We start from the raw sequence: 15493 nt of genomic DNA, 5'->3' as shown, positions 1-15493 counted from the left end.
AATATCAGTTTTTACTAGTGTTTATAAGAATTTCGTGAAGATTTCGCACTTGCTTTTTGGTTGAAGAAAGATTTTTATTAATTATTTCGAAATTAGATAATTTTCGTTTTTTATCATCGCTCCATTGATGCTGAATTCGAGCTTCAATTTCATCTACAGAACTATCATCCCGAGCTTGTAATCTCGAAATCCGATCGTCCATAGGAGCTGTGACTAATATTATAAGGTCGCATTTTTTATAACCTCCTTTTTCAAAAAGTATTGCCGCTTCATATAACACGTATGGGCTGTCTTGATTATTCATCCATTGCTGAAAATCTAAACCCACTGCAGGATGTACAATTTGGTTTAATTGTTCCAGTTTTTCCGGAGAATTAAAAACCTGATTTGCAATATATTTCCTGTCTAAAAGTCCATCTTTGTAGGCCTGCTCACCAAATAAGGATATAATCTTAGACTTCACTTCTTTATTGGTATTCATCAAAGATTTCCCGGCATCATCTGCAATATAAACCGGAACTCCCATTTCCTTAAAAAAATTAGCCACGGTAGTTTTCCCACTACCCATTCCACCGGTAAGTCCTATTATCTTCATCGCTTAATTACAAATTGAATTTTTTTCTCATTAAGTCTGATATTATTCACCTGATCTGGCTTTTCGAGAATTTGAGCAATTAGAAAGCCGTCACTGTCTTGCGCATTATTAAAATCTACCGCCACTACAAATGAAGAGGAATCAATTTCATCAAAGTCATTTAAACTTACCTGATAAAATATCACCACTTCTTTAGGGAAGATCACAACATTAGTTCCTTCCGGCACATTCAGTAATTTGATTGGGATTTCCACTTTTCCTTCGGTAAATTTCTCGGTTCTAACAGAGTAACTTACTTCCTCTTGAAATAGTGAAATTTCATTAAGACCTGTAGTTTCCAGCTTTACTTTCCCCTTAACATCATTACTGATATTATTAATTTTTATAGGCTTCGTTTTAATGGAATTTAATGTATCTAAAATATTAGCCGGCCCACTAAGCATAACAGAATCCGGTTGTATTTTAATTTCTTCCAATGCTGAATAGCCTACCGCGAAACTGAGATCTATGGACGATAAAACCGCCACTTTTTTAACCGCTCGCTGCTCGAAGCTTATTTTAATATTTTTCTGAAGTAAATCTGCTTTCTCATAATCCAGATTTAACTGAGATAGAATAGCCGTTTTTTGTAATTCGAGATCATAAATCAAAGAATTCCCATCTTCAGTGGCGTCACTGATGTCTATGGCAATATTTTGAGGAAACACTCGATTCCATGCAATATAAAATCCGCGATCTCTAACTCTCAAGTCAAGTGTTTTTGGAGTATCTCCAACTAGAATTTTATCTTTCGGAAGGTTGGTGTACGTAATGGGCATTTCCAATACCTCTGTATATTCTTTAGAAAATTGGACAACCACCCATATCACAGCAGAAAACCCAAGAAAAAATGAGAAAGTCTTTAAAGGCCCTCTTTTTATCCATGGTTTTTTCTCTTTCAATTTAGTTTTCATTGGTGAAAAATAGCTTAGGAAATGCTTCCTGTGGTTGCATTTTTAAAAATTTCAGCTTCCAGATAGATTTAAAAAAACCTATTCCATAACCTAAAAACTGAATACAGGTTGCTACTATGGCAGCAGTTCCAATATAAACACTTTTATTTTTTATTCCCGCATCTATTCCGATAATTAAAAAATAGACTAGATAAAACCATGCAAAAAGCGGAAATCCTAATAAGCCTATTATAAGAGAAAACACAAATCCGGCAAGAAACAAACTTGGGAACCAGAAAGTGATTTTGGCCGATTCCGGATGCCATGAATTTAAAATTGGCCGAACCTTTCCAAATTTATTTACCTGAGTATAGAATTTATCCCAATCTATTCGGCGTTTATGAAAAACTACCGCATCGGGAATAAGTATGGTATTGAATCCCTCTTTTTGTAATCTTAATGCAAGATCCGGGTCTTCTCCCGGATGAATTAATCCAAAACCGCCGGATGCTAAAAATGCCTTTTTCGAGAGTCCCATATTAAAACTTCTGGGCTGAAATTTATTTACTGCTTGCTTCTTCCCTCTAATTCCTCCGGTTGTTAGCAAAGAGGTCATAGAATAATTAATTGCTTTTTGAAGATCTGTGAAGCTTTCGTGTGCTGCATCCGGGCCACCAAAACAATCGGAAAAGTTATTAGATAAAAACGAATCTACTTCCTGTAAATAGTTTTTAGGAAGCAGAACATCTGAGTCCAGAATGAGAAAATAATCCCCTTTGGCCAGCTTCATCCCGTAATTCCTGGAATCTCCAGGGCCGGTATTTTCTTTAGAGTAATAACTGATGTTCAACGTATCGCTGAATCCCTTGATTACCTCTTCCGAAGAAATCGTAGAGCCATCTTCTACAATCACTATTTCAAAACTGCGATTAAAATCCAATTCCTGCATACTTTGCAACAACTCACGGATTTCCTCCGGGCGATTGTAAACAGGGATAATAAATGAATATTCTAATTGCATTTTTTAAATAAATTCTATTTCAAAAATTTTAAGGTAAAATTAAGCCCCGACACTCGGGGCTTAATTTTAGATATTTTAAATAATGTCAGGTTTAGCGTAATCAAAACATCCTTTTTACGTAAAAAGTTCTCGACTCCGCTCGAACTGACCCTAATTTTTTTAGTTCTACTCTCTACTCCATATCCTTCATAAACGTTTCCATCACTTGCTGGCTCACTCCCATGTTGGAGAATCCACCATCGTTGTAAAGGTTTTGCAGGGTTACTCTTTTCGTAAGATCAGAGAATAAAGAAATGGTATAGTTTGCACAATCAATTGCCGTTGCATTTCCAAGAGGCGACATTTTATCGGCATAAGCGATAAAGCCATCAAATCCCTTTACACCTTGCCCTGCCGTAGTTGGCGTTGGAGATTGAGAAATAGTATTAACTCTTACTTTTTTATCTTTTCCGAAAAAGTACCCAAAACTACGCGCGATAGATTCTAGATACGCTTTGTTGTCTGCCATGTCATTGTAATCTGGGAACACACGCTGTGCAGCCATATACGTTAATGCCACGATACTTCCCCACTCATTCATAGCATCTTTTTTGTAAAGCGCTTGCATGGTTTTGTGGAAAGAAACTGCAGAAACATCCCATCCTTTTGTGGTATAATCGTAATTCATATCTGTATAGTGATTTCCTTTTCTCACATTTACAGACATTCCAATTGAATGCAATACAAAATCTAATTTTCCGCCAAGGATCTCTTGAGCTTTATCTACTAAATTTTCAAGATCTTCTACTTTCGTAGCATCTGCAGGAATAATTTGGGAATTCGTTTTTTCAGCAAGCTGATTGATACTTCCCATTCTCATTGCTATTGGCGCATTGGTAAGCACAAAACTTCCACCTTCTTCGTGAACACGCTCTGCAGTTTTCCAAGCGATAGAATTTTCATCTAAAGCTCCAAAAATAATTCCTCTTTTCCCTTTAAGTAGATTGTATGACATGTATATTGTTTTTTATGATTGTATTAGCTGGTAAATATAATAAACTTCAAAACAAGAACCACAGGCTAAGCCTACGAGTTCTGTCCCGATAATTATCGGGACGGGGAATTAAACCCTCAATGAGGGATTAATTGAGTAGTGCTTTGGCATGCGCCATCGCCGATTCACTTTTGGTATTTCCACCAAGCATCATGGCAAGTTCCTCAATTCTATCGTCTATTGTGAGTTCTTCAATTTTGGTAACCGTAGTTTCGCCGATATCTTCCTTGAAAATTTTGAAATGTTTGCTTCCTTTTCCTGCAATTTGCGGTAAATGCGTGATCGCAATTACCTGCATACTTAAGCCCATTTTTTGAAGGATATCTCCCATTTTTTGTGCGATATCTCCGGAAACTCCGGTGTCTATTTCATCAAAAACGATGGTTGGCAAGTTGCTTTGTGTAGCAAGAATACTTTTTACAGCAAGCATAATTCGTGATAATTCTCCTCCGGAGGCTGCTTTTTTAAGCTCGTTAAAATCGCCTCCTTTATTGGCCGATAAATACCAATTCAAATGGTCTTGCCCATTAGCAAAGAATTCTGATTGCTGTGTAAGCTCAATTTTTAATCGCGCATTTGGCATCCCAAGTTCCGCAACAATTTTCTCCACAGTTTTCACAAAGTCAGGAACGATTTTTTTACGCTTTGTAGATATTTCTAAAGAAATTCGTTCTAATTCCTTTTTACTTTTCAGAAGTTCCTGCTGAAGTTTTTCTAAATCGGCATCGGCATTTTCTATAAGTGCTACTTTTTCGTTTAAAGCATTAGTAATCTCTAATAATTCTTCTACACTGCCGGCCGCATGTTTTTTCTGCAAATTATGAATAAGCTGCAATTTTGCATTCACCTGCTCCAATTCTTCAGGATTGGCTTCAACCCGCTCCAACGAATTTTCCAATTCCTGTGCAACATCATCCAGCTCTATGATCACACTTTCTATTCTTTCTTGAAGCGAAGCATAATTTGCTGAAAATTTCGAAATCTTCGAGAGATTTGTTTTTACTTCTTTAAGCCCGGACAGACTTCCAACATCCTCTTGTTGGATCTGGTTTACCGCTAATCCTAAATGCTCTGTAAGGGTTTCTACATTACTCAGCTCTTCGTAACGCTCTTCCAATTCCTCTTGTTCTCCGGCTTTAAGTTTTGCTTCCTGCAATTCATTCAGTAAAAAAAGGTTGTAATCATGCTCTTTTAAGGCTTGAGACTGATCTTCTTTTAGAATAGTTAATTGCTGCTGAAGTTTTTTTATGCTCCTTTAATCCTTTTTTATATTTCTGAAGGCTTTCCTGATTCTTAGCCAAAGTATCCAACACCTGAAATTGATATTGGTTCTCACCCAAACTCAAAGTCTGATGTTGCCCATGAATATCAATTAAAAAGTCACCTAGTTTAACAAGCACCGGTAAGGTAACAGGAGTATCATTTATAAATGCTCTGGATTTCCCTGAAGCTAGAATTTCTCTTCTTATGATAGTTTGCTCTTCAAAATCCAGATCTTCGGCTTCAAAAAAGCCTTTTAAGGAGTAATTAGAAATATCAAAAACGCCTTCTATAATGCATTTATTCTTTGCATTTCTAATAGCGCTATAATCTGCCCTTTTTCCAAGTAAGAGACCTAAAGCCCCTAACATAATGGATTTTCCAGCACCAGTTTCTCCGGTGATTATGGTAAAGCCTTGCTGAAGATTGATTTTGATATCTTCAATTAAAGCGTAGTTTTTAATGGATAATTCGGTAAGCAAGTCGTGTGAATTTTAAGGCTAAATATACGTGAGAATTTCTTCGGAATCAAAAAGGAACCGACTAGAATTGAAGCTTGCTCCAATTTTCAGCATATAGCGGAGCTATTCTATTTAAAGCCTCTTTAAGTTCTGTAACCGGAACGCTTGGCCCTCCACTAAAAATCTGTTCAATTTCCTGAGCTTTTGCATCAAAGAATACTCGCATTAAAAGAGAATTCGGCCTGGAATCACTCATCTTTCTAAGGTTCAAGATAGAAGCAGCCACGGCTTGTTTGCCTTTTGTAACATCTTTATGCATGGTATCTAATCCTAACCTATGATATTGATACAAGCTTGTTCTATAACCTAAAAAAGCATTGGATAAAAGATCTGCATTTAATCTATATCGGGATCGGGTGCCATCTGAGCCTCTCCAACCGGAAGAATTTCCTTGCTGGGCTGTGGTAACTATGCGGTTAGCTTCTTCATAAAAAGGGGTTCCGCCTTCCTGTGAAAATGTATCTGCATCTAAACCTAGGATTGTATAAACATAATAAGAGATTACAGATATAAGATTCGAAGAATACGTGTTTTCACTGTAATTTAATGGTTCGAATTCCCGATAGGTAAATGTAAACTGCTCGTCGTTAAAATTAAAAACAGGGGAAATTAAAGTAGATCCAAAAACCGGTCTGGAAGATTGTACTTGAATGGTTCCTGTAAATGTTTCATTATCGAAACTGGAGATATTTATAAAAACACTGCAATTAATGCGTTCCTGATTTTGATAGGAAGTTCCTGTCCAAGTTGTTTTATTGATAAACTCTGATAAGGCAGTCTGCAAAGTTTTAAAAACTGTCAAATTGCTTTGCCCTGTTTGCTCTGCATTTACAATTACCTCACAATTGAGTTCCTGTGCGCTCACAATGGAAACACAGAAAAACAAACCTAGCATCAAAATTAATTTACTCATGGAATAAAGATAGTACTTCCTTTAATATATCCTGCGCTACTTCAGCCTTAGACTTTAGTTCAAAATTTTTGATTTCAGATCTAGAAATTATGCTGATTTTATTAGTGTCTTTTTTAAAACCTGCACCTTTATCCTGAAGGGAATTGAGCACAATAAAGTCTAAATTCTTTCTTTCTAATTTCGATTTTGCGTTTTCTACCTCATTATTTGTTTCCAAAGCAAAACCAATTAATTTTTGTTGTTTTTTAATCTTTCCTAAAGATGCTAAAATATCCTGAGTAGGAATCAACTCGATGTTCAAATTAGCATCTTTCTTTTTTATTTTCTGATTGATTACCTCCTTAGGCTTATAATCTGAAACTGCCGCAGCTGCTATTACAACGTCTTGATCCTCAAAATAAGTATGCGCTGCCTCATACATTTCTTGAGCATTTGTAACTCTAATCAGTTTAATACTGGATGAATCTAATTGTAAATGTGTGGGACCGGTAATAAGAATCACCTGTGCTCCAAGTTTCGCTGCTTCCTTTGCAAGCTCAAATCCCATTTTTCCGCTGGAATGATTTCCTATAAATCGAACAGGATCTATAGCTTCATACGTTGGTCCTGCAGTAATAAGCACTTTTTTTATTCCGAAGTGGTAATTGCGATGAAAGATCTTTTTCTACAAAAGAGACTATATTCTCTGGTTCTGCCATTCTCCCTTCTCCCACCAAACCGCTGGCAAGTTCTCCTGATTCTGCCGGAATCATAATATTACCATATGATTGTAGCGTTTCTAAGCTGGTTTTTGTTGCTGGATGCAAATACATATCCAGATCCATAGCCGGAGCAAAATAGACCGGGCACTTAGCTGAAAGATAGGTTGCAAGTAAGATATTATCGCTACTGCCGGAAGCCATTTTAGATAACGTATTGGCTGTCGCAGGGGCTATAAGCATAAAATCGGCCCAAAGGCCGAGTTCTACGTGATTATTCCAGGTGGCATTTTCATCTTCCTCATTTGTGAAGGTAGAAATGACCTCATTTTTAGAAAGTGTGGATAAGGTAAGTGGGGTAATAAATTCTTTAGCCGAAGGAGTCATAACAACTTTAACCTGCGCTCCGGCTTTTATAAATAATCTTACCAAGGAGGCTGTTTTATAGGCAGCAATACCAGAAGTTATTCCCAACAGTATTTTTTTTGCCTTCTAGCACTCCCATCTTAGCTTATGCTTCAGAAGATTCCTTTGTATCTCTGTAGTAAATTTTATCGTCTAACCATTCTTGAACTGCCAAAGAATGTGGTTTTGGCAATTTTTCGTAGAATTTAGACACTTCAATTTGCTCCTTATTTTCGAAAACCTCATCTAAGCTATCGTTATAAGTAGCAAATTCATCCAATTTCTCCAAAAGCTCTTTTTTAATCTCAGAGTTTATTTGAGTAGCTCTCTTTGAGATCACAGAAATAGCCTCATATATATTATTTGTTGGAGCATCTACTAAATTCTTATCGATTGTAGTAGTATTAATTGGCGCATTAATTTTTTTGTAATCCATCATCTATATCTTATTAAAAATTTTGTAATCTCGCTTCTAAGTCCTGAAAACTAACTTGTATTGGTTCATAATACTCACTTCCTTCAGGGTAATATTTATTGTAATTTGTGTAGAATCCTTTTGCAGTATCTAATCGTTCTTTCATCAAATACTCATAACTGTTAATTGCCAGTTCGTAAGCAGAATCGAATCTGTAATAAAAGGCTGCTTCTCTAAATGGAGAACCCGGATACTCTTTAATGAAATTATTAAAGGCCACGATTGCAGACTTATAATTTTCGGTATGGTGATATTGCTTAGCAATCTCATAAGCTTTTTTCTCCAGCTTAATACGCAACTCTGCCACATATTCATTAGCCTGATCTAAAAACTCTCCGTTAGGATATTTATCTATATACTCTTGAAGCTCTCCAATAGCTTTTACCGTTTCCGCCTGATCTAAATCGTATCTAGGAGAATCCAAGTAATAACTTTTTGCGCTTTTAAAAGCAGCTTCTTCTGCTTTCTCACTATTTGGATACGATGCCACAAAACGTTCAAATTGATATGCAGCCAATTGATTATCCCCTAATTGATAATACGTATCTGCAAATAAAAAGGTTAATTTTTCTCCCTGAGGTTTGCCTCTATATTGTGGAACAATCTGTTCGAAAATACGAAGTGCTTTTCTAAATGTAGATTTACTGTTTTCTACGATTGCTTGATTGTAAAGCTCCTCGGCCAAAGTATATTTTTTACCTGCATCGTCGCTCTTAAGTACCTTCTGGTATTCACTGCAAGATGCCAGCATTAAAAACACACCTAATAATAATAAACCTTTTTTCATATTTTGTAAAAACATCTGGCAAAAGTACTCTTTTCTACGATATTAAAAAAACTTTAAAGTATCGCAAATAGCAGTCTTTCATTAAATAATAAGCTCGGGCCTAATCCGTGAGACCTAAAAGAAAAAGCCTTTTCAAAAATCCAGCTTAGCCTAGTAAATTCACACCCTCTCCGAATGATTAATATTGATCTATAAATACCTGTATTTCCTGCTTCAGTTTATCTGAAACTTTTACCAGTGGCAAACGCAGCACTGACTTACAAGTTTTCTTTGCTTCTAATAACGATTTAATTCCCGCCGGATTGCCTTCAGCAAAAATCATATCTATAGAAGGTGCTATTTTATAGTGCAATTTATAGGCATCTTTCACCTTTCTTTGCAAACCTAGACGCACCATCTCGGAAAATTCTTTTGGCAGACCTTGTCCAATAACCGAAATCACTCCGTGTCCTCCGGCAAGAACCATTGGTAAAGTGATCATATCATCTCCTGAAATCACCAGAAAATCTTTTGGCACTATAGAAATAAGTTTCATAGCTTGAACTATATCTCCTGCTGCTTCTTTTATTCCAATGATATTTTTAAAATCTGTAGCCAGCCTTTTTACAGTTTCAGGCAACACATTAGAAGCTGTTCTTCCCGGAACATTATATAAAATAATTGGTTTTGGTGAAACCGCAGCCAATGCCTTATAATGCTGGTAGATTCCTTCTTGAGAAGGCTTATTGTAATATGGAGAAACAGATAAAATAGCATCGAAAGCCTCAAGATCTGTACTCTGAAATTCATTAACTAAAGCTGCTGTATTGTTACCTCCAATCCCTAACACCAATGGTAATATCCCATCGTTAGTTTCTATAATGGTCTTTTTTACTAGTTCTTTCTCTGAACTGCTTAAGGTTGCGCTTTCCCCTGTGGTGCCAAGGACTACAATATATTCTATTCCATTTTCAATTTGATCTTTCACCAAATTCTTAAGACCTTCAACATCTACGGTATAATCTTCTTTAAAAGGGGTGATAATTGCAACTCCCGTACCTATAAACTTATTCATGCTAAGTGTTTTTAAACTGATTTAAAAATTTTAATATTTCTGAAGTAAAAACTTCAGCATCATCTCCAGATCTTATAACCACATCTAGAATTTTCTCGCTATTTGGATCGTTTCCAAGCTTTAAACATGCAGCCAAATTTGTAGTTAACAAATTTATTGGCACATGATTTTCTTCAGCAAAAGTAATGAGTAAATCGACGTGATTTTTAGTAAAATCTAATAATTCTTTATTATTAAGCTTCCCTAGAAAACTTATATCATCTTCAACAAAAATTAGGCCATCAAACTCCGGAAAATCTTCGCCTTTCATTTTGTATAGTATCACCTTGAAATTAAGATCTTTCAGATTAAGTTCCTTTTTTAATCTCAATAAAACTGGGAGTGACCTTATATGAACAGAATCTAATAATAGTACTCCAGAGGTAATCGGCAATTTTAATTCGCCTGAAGAGAAGTTGTTACTATTGGCAATTCTTCTTTTGACCAGCGAAAGCTTAATACTTTTTAGCATAAATAACTTTAAGAAACTTGATTATGTAAAATTCATCAACTTCAATCTTTTTTCTGAAGTCACAAAATATAACACAAGAAATATCGAGCTTCCTAATCTAATAATACTTTCAGATATCTCTACACTTATATCCTTAAAATAGAAGACTCCCATATCCCGTAATACATTGGCGAAAATCAAGCTTATTGCCAGAGAAATAAAAAACATCGATTTTTTAGAGAAAGAATTTAAATAATAGACCATTGCAGTTACACCGAGTGCACCTAAATTAAGATAATAAAACGTGTATATAAGTGAGGTAATATCACTGGCAATATAGATTCTAATTTCACTTATATGAAGAAATAACAAGTACGTATTCAATCCTATGATAGCAAAAAGATAGAAAAACATAAAATAGTTCATGCTTTTCATTTTGAAGTGATTGGTAGCATCCATGATTAGAAACAGATAACTAACGGCCTGAATGAGTAAAGTGATTTCATTAAAAAACCAAAGTTCATGATATATTTCCAAGAAATAGGAAATTATAGTAAAAGCAACAAATAAATAAAAATAGAGATTGTAAGAATTACGTTTATTAAAAAACAAAAAAAAACGCGACAATATAAAAACCCATGTGGCTTAGCATATTAAGCCAGAACAAATTATTAAAAAGTGCATATACATTGGTAAGCAATAGGCTTAAAAATGCAATTGCGCAAAATATTCTCAATTTCATAGGGATAATCAAGACTCTAAAAGTAAGATTTCCTCTTCTAAAAACAGATCTCTCAATAAAATTTATTTGAACAACTACTGATACGCTTCAACATTAAGAGAATTCTAAAAATTTCATTTCAAATAACTGTTTATATTTGTGATTTTTTGCGAAATCCATAATAATGAATTTTAGACCCTACTCCATCTTACTAGTATTTTTAGTGTTATTTGCGTGTAAAAATAACGCGCACATAACATCCTCCCCTTCAGAGATCAACGGAAAAAGATTTCCAATTGATAATACAATTTCTCCCGATCCGGAAATTGAAGATTTTATTAGACCCTATTCCAATCATTTGAATGCTACTTTAGATAGTACACTAGCCTATAACCCCAGGAATTTGAATAAAAGTGACGGGAAGCTTAATACTGCAATAGGAAATATGATGGCAGATTTAGTGATGGCCCAAGCAAATCCGATTTTTAAATCCAGAACCGGTTTCGAAATAGATATGGTTCTTCTAAATCATGGAGGGATTAGATCTGGAATTGGGGAGGGAGCGGTTACCACCAGAACCGGGTTTAAGTTAATGCCTTTTGAAAATGAAATAGTTGTTGCAGAACTTTCCGGAAAAAAGATGTTGGAACTACTAAACTATTTAGAAAATGCCAAAATTGCGCATCCTATAAGTGGGCTCGAATTAAAAGTTGATGGAAATTTTAAAACTATAAGCGCTTTAATAAGAGAAGAGCCTATTAATACTGAAAAAACCTATTTCGTGGCAACTTCGGATTATTTGCAACAAGGCGGCGATAGCATGAATTTCTTTAAAAACCCGTCGAATCTTTATAAACTAGATTACAAGCTTAGAAATGCTATCATAGATCATTTTAAAAAAGTAGATACTCTTAAAACCAGTATAGACAATAGGTATATCCAAATTCTTTAAGTCATGAAAAGGAGAAATTTTATTCAGCAAACAGCTGCAACCGGAGCATTTATAGGATTAGGTGGATTATCGCTTTCATTTTCTAAAAACAACAAAAAGCACATTACAATCTTACATACTAATGATGTGCATAGCCATATTGAACCCTTTGGACCAAATGATTCCAGAAACCCCAATATGGGTGGAGTGGCAAGAAGAGCTACTTTGGTAGAACAAATTAGAGCTGAGAATCCTAATACCTTATTACTGGATGCAGGAGATATTTTTCAAGGAACGCCCTATTTTAATTTTTACGGTGGAGAGCTGGAATTTAAGCTAATGAGTAAATTAAAATATGATGCCGCAACCTTAGGAAATCATGATTTTGATAACGGTTTAAGTGGACTGTTAGCCCAAATGCCTCATGCAGAATTCGATTTTATATCATCGAATTACGATTTTAGCAACACCATTTTAGACGGACAAACCTCTCGTTTAAAAATTTTCATGAAAGACGGTGTAAAAATTGGTGTTTTTGGCATTGGTATCGAGCTTAATGGATTGGTAAACGAAAGTTTATATAAAGAAACCAAATATTTAGATCCTATAGAGATTGCTACCGAGATAACTAGAATCCTTAAAACAGAGCAAAAATGCGATTTGGTAATTTGCTTATCTCATTTAGGTTACGAATACAAAAATGAATCTAAGATCTCAGATGTGCTTTTAGCTAAAAAAACAAAGGATATCGATTTAATTATTGGTGGACATACCCACACTTTTCTGGATAAACCCACAGTTCTTGAAAATCTTGAAGGCAAAAAAGTACTTGTTAACCAAGTTGGTTGCTATGGCTTATATTTAGGTAGAATCGACTTTTATCTGGATAACGAGAACAACTTAAACGCAAGCGGAATAAGTATTGGGGTTTAATTTAGTTTCTCAAGAAACTCGTCTTCACTTAAAATTTGAGTTCCCAGATTTTCAGCTTTCGCTAATTTACTTGGGCCCATATTTTCTCCTGCTACCAGAAAATTTGTTTTTGCTGAAATAGAACTAGAAACTTTTCCCCCATTATCTTCTATCAGCTTCTTTAAATCTGTTCTAGAAACCTTAGAAAAAACACCGGAGATCACAAAAGTATTTCCCAGAAGAATATCGGTTTGATTTGCCAATTTTTCTGCAGATATTTCCAACTGCAAGCCATAATCCATCAGCCTTTTTATAGTATTTTTATTTTCTTCTGAAGCAAAAAACTCAGTGACACTTTGGGCAATTCGTTCCCCAATTTCATCCACATTTACAAGATCTTCGGCTGAAGCTTGCATCAAATTAACGATACTCTTATAGTGTTTAGCCAGTTTTTTTGCTACCGTTTCTCCCACATAACGAATCCCTAATGCAAACAATACGCGCTCAAATGGAATTTCTTTGGAAGCTTGGACCCCATTTATCAAATTATCTGCAGATTTTTCTGCCATTCGCTCCAATGGCAATACATCTTCCTTTTTCAGGGTATATAGGTCGGCGTAATTGTGAATCAATCCGGCTTTTACCAGCAAAGCGACTGTTTCTCCGCCAAGGCCTTCAATATCCATGGCTTTTCGGGAAATATAATGCTGAATTCTCCCTACAATCTGAGGTAAGCAACCATTATAATTCGGGCAATAATGCTGCGCCTCGCCCTCTGCCCTAACTAAGTCTGTTCCACACTCCGGACATTGTTTGATATATTGGGTTTCTTCAGAATTAGGATCACGCTGAGTGAAATCTACCCCGATTATTTTAGGGATGATCTCTCCCCCTTTTTCAACAAAAACTGTATCGCCTTCGCGAATATCCAGTTTCTGAATCTGATCGGCATTGTGTAATGAAGCTCTTTTTACAATAGTTCCTGCCAACTGCACAGGATCTAAATTTGCAACCGGAGTAATTGCTCCGGTTCGCCCTACCTGATACGTGATCTCTCGTAATTTCGTTGATTCCCGTTCTGCTTTGAACTTATAAGCAATCGCCCAACGTGGCGATTTTGCGGTGCTTCCCAATTCCTCTTGCTGATACAGGTTATTCACCTTTATAACAACTCCATCTGTTTCGTACGGCAAATCATGCCTGTGGACATCCCAATACTGTATGAACTTAAGAACTTCGTCTATATTCTTTACTAGCTTAGCTTCACTTGGCACTTTGAACCCCCAGTCTCTGGTTTTTTGCAAGCTTTCAAACTGAGTTTTTATGGAAAGATCTTTCCCAACTAAACCGTAAGGCAAGCATTCTAAAGGTCTTTTGGCAACCTCTGCACTATCTTGCATTTTTAAACTTCCAGAAGCAGTATTTCTTGGGTTGGAGAAAGGTTCTTCCCCAATTTCTACGCGTTCTGCATTCATTTTTACAAAACCTTCAAAAGGTAAAACGATCTCCCCACGAATCGCAAATTTATCTGGGTAATCCCCTTTCAATGTGAGTGGGACACTTCGTATTGTTCTAATATTATTGGTTACATCATCCCCTTGAAAACCATCTCCACGAGTAATAGCACGTGCTAACTTCCCATTTTCATAGGTTAAGCTTATAGAAGCCCCATCGTATTTTAGCTCGCAAACATATTCCAAATCTCCATCCACCATTTTTTTTACTCTGGCCTCCCATTCTTCCAACTCTTCTTTAGAATATGAATTAGAAAGAGATTGCATAGGAAAATCATGAACAACGGTATCAAAACTCTTAGTGATGGCGCCACCAACACGTTGTGTAGGCGAAGAAGGATCAAAGAATTCAGGATGTTTTTCTTCCAAACCCTGTAATTCCTTCAATTTCATATCGAAGTCGAAGTCGCTAATTTCAGGAGAATCCAACACATAATACTTATAATTATGCTGCTCTAATTCGTCCCTAAGTTGTTTGATCTTTTCTTCTGTAGTCATGTATAAAAATTATGCTGAATAATTATTGGGTAAGGCATCTAAAAACTTCAATTTTTCTCCTGTGTATTGAAAGTTATACTCCTTTTCGATATGTGAAAACTGTATTTTAAATGCTGAATTATAGGCGGTATCTCCCGTGGGGAACCAAGTTTTAAGATTGCTATTGATGGTTATTAGCAAACCCTCATCGTCTCCAATAGCACAGAATTTTTCAAAATTTCCATCGAATATTTCTAAGTTCGCATTGTTATTTAAAATCTGATATTTTTCCTGAATATCATCCGTTGCCAAACCAATCTCACTAATTCCTAAAATACTTTTTTCTGAAAAGTCTTTTGATGATTCCCCGTTAAAATTTCTTCGAGAAATAAATTCCATAATATTCTTATCTGCATCATAAAAATAAAGAGATTTCGCATTCCAACCTTTAAAATCTATGATCTCAAAATTTTCATATTTTAAAACATTTACTCGATTCTTCAACCACATTAAAGCTTGCTCTTCCTTTTTATCCGGAATATGAAAAGCTATATGGTAAGGCGTAAAATTGTTGTCTTCTTGAAAATTTAGAACAGAATAACCAAGTTGTATTTCGAATAAATTTGCTGAAACATTAAATATTTCAAGACCAAGAACATCCTTGTAAAACTGTTGTTGTTTTACAGTATTCTTACAACCTATTTCCAGTCTTGTAATTTTCATAATTCAATTCCTTACAGTTCTGACAAATTTC

14 protein-coding genes and 2 pseudogenes are annotated in these 15493 nt (G+C 35.5%); 2 read left to right on the top strand and 14 right to left on the bottom strand.

What is annotated here, in order from left to right:
* Positions 1-4: 4 nt before the first annotated feature.
* The 12 genes and pseudogenes from coaE to ON07_RS01985 form a co-directional block, all read right to left on the bottom strand.
* Entirely contained in the window at positions 5-595 is a 591-nt protein-coding gene (gene coaE, locus ON07_RS02040) for a dephospho-CoA kinase (protein WP_010227796.1), read from the bottom strand.
* Positions 592-1548: a CdaR family protein gene (locus ON07_RS02035; protein WP_010227794.1), complete on the bottom strand. Its 957-nt coding sequence runs from the start codon at positions 1546-1548 to the stop codon at positions 592-594. The genes coaE and ON07_RS02035 overlap by 4 nt, the downstream gene beginning before the upstream one ends.
* Positions 1538-2548 (bottom strand): glycosyltransferase, encoded by a 1011-nt coding sequence (locus ON07_RS02030; protein WP_010227792.1) that lies wholly within the window; start codon positions 2546-2548, stop codon positions 1538-1540. The genes ON07_RS02035 and ON07_RS02030 overlap by 11 nt, the downstream gene beginning before the upstream one ends.
* Positions 2549-2720: 172 nt before the next feature.
* A complete protein-coding gene (locus ON07_RS02025) occupies positions 2721-3542 on the bottom strand; it encodes an enoyl-ACP reductase FabI (RefSeq protein WP_010227790.1) in 822 nt (273 codons plus the stop codon).
* 127 nt (positions 3543-3669) lie between these two features.
* Positions 3670-5323, bottom strand: a pseudogene (recN, locus tag ON07_RS17890) (DNA repair protein RecN).
* Between the two features lie 61 nt (positions 5324-5384).
* Positions 5385-6275, bottom strand: coding sequence for a type IX secretion system protein PorD (gene porD / locus ON07_RS02015; protein ID WP_010227788.1), 891 nt, complete (start codon positions 6273-6275; stop codon positions 5385-5387).
* A pseudogene (gene coaBC / locus ON07_RS14190) lies at positions 6268-7478 on the bottom strand (bifunctional phosphopantothenoylcysteine decarboxylase/phosphopantothenate--cysteine ligase CoaBC). Before coaBC ends, porD begins: the two are co-directional and overlap by 8 nt.
* A gap of 6 nt (positions 7479-7484) precedes the next feature.
* The gene (locus ON07_RS02005; RefSeq protein WP_010227786.1) at positions 7485-7814 is read right to left on the bottom strand and encodes a DNA-directed RNA polymerase subunit omega; all 330 of its coding nucleotides are present in this window, start codon (positions 7812-7814) and stop codon (positions 7485-7487) included.
* A 13-nt stretch (positions 7815-7827) separates the two neighbouring features.
* A complete protein-coding gene (locus ON07_RS02000) occupies positions 7828-8655 on the bottom strand; it encodes an outer membrane protein assembly factor BamD (protein ID WP_010227785.1) in 828 nt (275 codons plus the stop codon).
* A gap of 163 nt (positions 8656-8818) precedes the next feature.
* Positions 8819-9694: a 4-hydroxy-tetrahydrodipicolinate synthase gene (gene dapA, locus ON07_RS01995; protein ID WP_010227784.1), complete on the bottom strand. Its 876-nt coding sequence runs from the start codon at positions 9692-9694 to the stop codon at positions 8819-8821.
* Position 9695: 1 nt separating this feature from the next.
* A complete protein-coding gene (locus ON07_RS16515; RefSeq protein WP_010227783.1) occupies positions 9696-10205 on the bottom strand; it encodes a DUF6913 domain-containing protein in 510 nt (169 codons plus the stop codon).
* 21 nt (positions 10206-10226) lie between these two features.
* Positions 10227-10721, bottom strand: a complete 495-nt coding sequence (locus ON07_RS01985) for a hypothetical protein (RefSeq protein ID WP_155807111.1) — start codon at positions 10719-10721, stop codon at positions 10227-10229.
* Between the two features lie 368 nt (positions 10722-11089).
* Here ON07_RS01985 and ON07_RS01980 point away from each other — a divergent pair, with 368 nt between their 5' ends.
* Positions 11090-11857 carry a 5'-nucleotidase C-terminal domain-containing protein gene (locus tag ON07_RS01980; protein WP_010227781.1) on the top strand — a complete coding sequence of 256 codons (768 nt, stop codon included), beginning with the start codon at positions 11090-11092 and terminating at the stop codon, positions 11855-11857.
* Positions 11858-11860: 3 nt separating this feature from the next.
* Positions 11861-12769 (top strand): bifunctional metallophosphatase/5'-nucleotidase, encoded by a 909-nt coding sequence (locus ON07_RS01975; RefSeq protein WP_010227780.1) that lies wholly within the window; start codon positions 11861-11863, stop codon positions 12767-12769.
* Here the strand turns inward: ON07_RS01975 and ligA are convergent.
* Positions 12766-14760, bottom strand: coding sequence for an NAD-dependent DNA ligase LigA (gene ligA, locus ON07_RS01970; protein ID WP_010227779.1), 1995 nt, complete (start codon positions 14758-14760; stop codon positions 12766-12768). The genes ON07_RS01975 and ligA overlap by 4 nt on opposite strands.
* Positions 14761-14769: 9 nt before the next feature.
* On the bottom strand, positions 14770-15462 hold the full coding sequence (locus ON07_RS01965; RefSeq protein ID WP_010227777.1) for a VOC family protein: 693 nt from the start codon (positions 15460-15462) through the stop codon (positions 14770-14772).
* Positions 15463-15493 lie beyond the last annotated feature (31 nt).

This window comes from Gillisia marina, assembly GCF_000258765.1.
GTDB lineage: Bacteria > Bacteroidota > Bacteroidia > Flavobacteriales > Flavobacteriaceae > Gillisia > Gillisia marina.
The sequence above is the reverse complement of the archived record's forward strand: the minus strand, read 5'-3'. Positions and strand labels throughout refer to the sequence as shown.

Bases quoted from the DNA above. Each gene is read 5' to 3' on its own strand.
- ON07_RS02025 (WP_010227790.1), bottom strand. From the start codon at position 3,542: ATGTCATACAATCTACTTAAAGGGAAAAGAGGAATTATTTTTGGAGCT.
- ON07_RS02000 (WP_010227785.1), bottom strand. From the start codon at position 8,655: ATGTTTTTACAAAATATGAAAAAAGGTTTATTATTATTAGGTGTGTTT.
- ON07_RS02030 (WP_010227792.1), bottom strand. From the start codon at position 2,548: ATGCAATTAGAATATTCATTTATTATCCCTGTTTACAATCGCCCGGAG.
- ON07_RS01975 (WP_010227780.1), top strand. From the start codon at position 11,861: ATGAAAAGGAGAAATTTTATTCAGCAAACAGCTGCAACCGGAGCATTT.
- coaE (WP_010227796.1), bottom strand. From the start codon at position 595: ATGAAGATAATAGGACTTACCGGTGGAATGGGTAGTGGGAAAACTACC.
- dapA (WP_010227784.1), bottom strand. From the start codon at position 9,694: ATGAATAAGTTTATAGGTACGGGAGTTGCAATTATCACCCCTTTTAAA.
- ON07_RS02005 (WP_010227786.1), bottom strand. From the start codon at position 7,814: ATGGATTACAAAAAAATTAATGCGCCAATTAATACTACTACAATCGAT.
- ON07_RS16515 (WP_010227783.1), bottom strand. From the start codon at position 10,205: ATGCTAAAAAGTATTAAGCTTTCGCTGGTCAAAAGAAGAATTGCCAAT.
- porD (WP_010227788.1), bottom strand. From the start codon at position 6,275: ATGAGTAAATTAATTTTGATGCTAGGTTTGTTTTTCTGTGTTTCCATT.
- ON07_RS01965 (WP_010227777.1), bottom strand. From the start codon at position 15,462: ATGAAAATTACAAGACTGGAAATAGGTTGTAAGAATACTGTAAAACAA.
- ligA (WP_010227779.1), bottom strand. From the start codon at position 14,760: ATGACTACAGAAGAAAAGATCAAACAACTTAGGGACGAATTAGAGCAG.
- ON07_RS02035 (WP_010227794.1), bottom strand. From the start codon at position 1,548: ATGAAAACTAAATTGAAAGAGAAAAAACCATGGATAAAAAGAGGGCCT.
- ON07_RS01980 (WP_010227781.1), top strand. From the start codon at position 11,090: ATGAATTTTAGACCCTACTCCATCTTACTAGTATTTTTAGTGTTATTT.